Origin of the sequence: Elstera litoralis (genome assembly GCF_000963705.1) — a bacterium.
GTDB classification, from domain to species: Bacteria; Pseudomonadota; Alphaproteobacteria; order Elsterales; family Elsteraceae; genus Elstera; species Elstera litoralis.
Window position 1 is genome coordinate 1 of the sequence record NZ_LAJY01000298.1, and the last position, 2,239, is coordinate 2,239.

General features: G+C 62.3%; 4 protein-coding genes and 1 pseudogene. 2 read left to right on the forward strand and 3 right to left on the reverse strand.

Going from position 1 to position 2,239, the window contains the following annotated elements; all coding sequences use genetic code 11:
* The first annotated feature begins 176 nt into the window (after nucleotides 1–176).
* Nucleotides 177–470, forward strand: coding sequence for a 4a-hydroxytetrahydrobiopterin dehydratase (locus VZ95_RS12045; RefSeq protein ID WP_045776058.1), 294 nt, complete (start codon nucleotides 177–179; stop codon nucleotides 468–470).
* On the opposite strand, the gene VZ95_RS12050 is transcribed toward VZ95_RS12045, so the two are convergent.
* The 3 genes from VZ95_RS12050 to VZ95_RS12060 form a co-directional block, all read right to left on the reverse strand.
* The gene (locus VZ95_RS12050; RefSeq protein WP_156995263.1) at nucleotides 467–802 is read right to left on the reverse strand and encodes a hypothetical protein; all 336 of its coding nucleotides are present in this window, start codon (nucleotides 800–802) and stop codon (nucleotides 467–469) included. The two genes, VZ95_RS12045 and VZ95_RS12050, sit on opposite strands and share 4 nt — an antisense overlap.
* The gene (locus VZ95_RS12055) at nucleotides 799–1,140 is read right to left on the reverse strand and encodes a zinc ribbon domain-containing protein YjdM (protein ID WP_198148267.1); all 342 of its coding nucleotides are present in this window, start codon (nucleotides 1,138–1,140) and stop codon (nucleotides 799–801) included. Before VZ95_RS12055 ends, VZ95_RS12050 begins: the two co-directional genes overlap by 4 nt.
* A 77-nt stretch (nucleotides 1,141–1,217) precedes the next feature.
* A complete protein-coding gene (locus tag VZ95_RS12060) occupies nucleotides 1,218–1,865 on the reverse strand; it encodes a DsbA family protein (protein ID WP_045776061.1) in 648 nt (215 codons plus the stop codon).
* Nucleotides 1,866–1,990: 125 nt separating this feature from the next.
* Between VZ95_RS12060 and VZ95_RS12065 the strand changes: the two are divergent.
* Nucleotides 1,991–2,239, forward strand: a pseudogene (locus tag VZ95_RS12065) (anthranilate phosphoribosyltransferase); the annotation flags it as partial.

Genomic DNA, 2,239 nt, shown 5'->3' on the forward strand with positions numbered 1-2,239 from the left:
GTCGCGCGGCCTGGGGCGTCGGCTCGGCCCGGCGGCGGTCCAAAGGCTGATCGCCCATAGCCTCATCGACCCCGAGGGCGAGGTAGAAGTCGAGGAGCTTGCGGGCGAGATCGGTTTCAAGCATGACAGACGTGTTTTACGCAATTTGCGTTAGCCTGTCGTGGGAGATCGACCCAATGGCCCTCCAGAAACTTAACCACGCCGAACGCGCCGAAGCCCTCACCCAACTCCCCGGCTGGACGCATGAGCCGACCCGTGACGCGATCACCAAGACCTTCCGTTTCAAGGATTTCGCCGCCGCCTGGGGCTTTATGAGCCAAGTCGCGCTCGCGGCGGAAAAGGCGGACCATCACCCGGAATGGTTCAACGTCTATAACCGCGTCGACGTGCTGCTGACGACGCACGACTGCGACGGTCTCTCGAAGCGCGATGTGGCGCTGGCCTTGGTGATGGAGGGGTTGGCGGGCTAATCACGAATTAGGCTTCCGGCGATTTCGAGCGTTAAGCCCCACAGGATTGCCGCGAAGATCTTCCGGTTCCCGGCTTCAAACTTATCGCGGACCTCATCGTGCAGCCGCTGTTCGATTGGGTTCTGCGGGAATAGGTTTATGCGGTGTTCTTTGGAGATGACATAGTGACCAGGAAGTTCGTCGCCAACCTGCCGGAGGGCGAGGAGAAAGACCGCGAGGGCTGCGATCCGCGCGGGCCAGGGTGTTTCCAGCAGGAGTCCAAACAGGAAACACACCGCTGACGCCGTGTAGAGATGGGCGAGTATATGAGGTCGTCGTATCCACATACTCACGCCTTCTTGACGAATTCCGACTTCAAATTCATCGCGCCGATGCCATCGATTTTACAGGAAATATTATGCCCGTCGGTGGCTTCGACGAGGCGGATGCCTTTTACTTTGGTCCCGCCTTTGACGACCAGCGACGAGCCTTTGACCTTCAGATCCTTGATGACCGTAACGGTGTCGCCATCGGCCAGCGGATTGCCGTTGGCATCCTTCACCCCCTGCGCCGCCGCCTCGGCGCTTGCCTCGGCGGGGTTCCACTCGTGGGCGCACTCCGGGCAGATCCACAGGCCGCCGTCCTCATAGACGTGTTCGGAGCTGCACTGCGGGCATTTTAACGTGTCCATTATTTACCTTACTGGCTTTGCGTTCGAAAAGAATCGCCCAGAGCGATAAGCCTTTGCGCGGGCAAGGTCCAGATTCTTCATGCGGGAGGGAGTTGCGCTAGAAACGCGTCGAGCCCGCCGAAGAGGATGGTATTGGGCAGCATTTGCCGCCGTCCGCCCGCGTCGGTGAGCAGCAGCGCGGGCACCCCTTGGACGCCGAACGCCCGCATCGCGGTTTGCGCTTGGGCGGTGCGGGTGCGGTTTGCGGCGAAAAGCTCGGCATTCGGCGCGGCGAGACGGGTCGCGGCGTCGCCCAGGCCGACGCCCTGTAAAATCGCGGCGAGCACCGATAGGGAGGTTATATCCAGCCCATCGACATAGCGCGCCGCTTGGATTGCCGCCAAAGCTTCGATTTCCCGGCTCGGCTCGGTCAGAAACACGGCGGTTAACGCCAAAGTCGCCGGGCCGGAATCCAGGGGCTTCCCAGCGTCGTTCAGCACGTGATCCCGATAGGTCGCGGTAAAACGCTGTCCCGTTAGCCGGGCGATGCGTTCGTCGTTCGACCAGGCATAGGCGGCGAAGCTCGCATCCATCGGGCGCGCGCCGTCGCCGGAGAATAGGCCGGTCGGCGCGGCGGTCACGGTGATCCCCGGCGTTGCGCGCAGGCGCTTTACCGCCGGGGCTGCGCCGTAGCACCAGCCGCACAGCGGATCGAATAGATAGGTGATCTCCAGTATGTCGCTCATCAGGCTCTCCTTGTCGGCGCAGCATGGCAGAGCGGCCCGCGCCGGGGAAGGCTTGACCCCCTCCCCCAACCCGGCAAGGTCTTAGCCCCTTAGCGGGGCCGGTAAGATAGAATAGGGCTTAGGCGATGATTACGGATCTCTTGGAAAAACTCAGCCATCGGCAGGATTTAACCCGGCAGGAACTGGCCTTTGCCCTGGATGATCTGATTGACGGCCACTGCCCCGAGGTTCAATTCGCCGGGCTGCTGATGGGGTTGCGGATTAAGGGCGAAACGGTGGAAGAGCTGATCGGGGCGGCCTCGGTTTTGCGCGCCCGTGCCCTGCAACTGCCGCTAACCACGCGCCCGCTGCTCTGCACGGCGGGCACGGGGGGC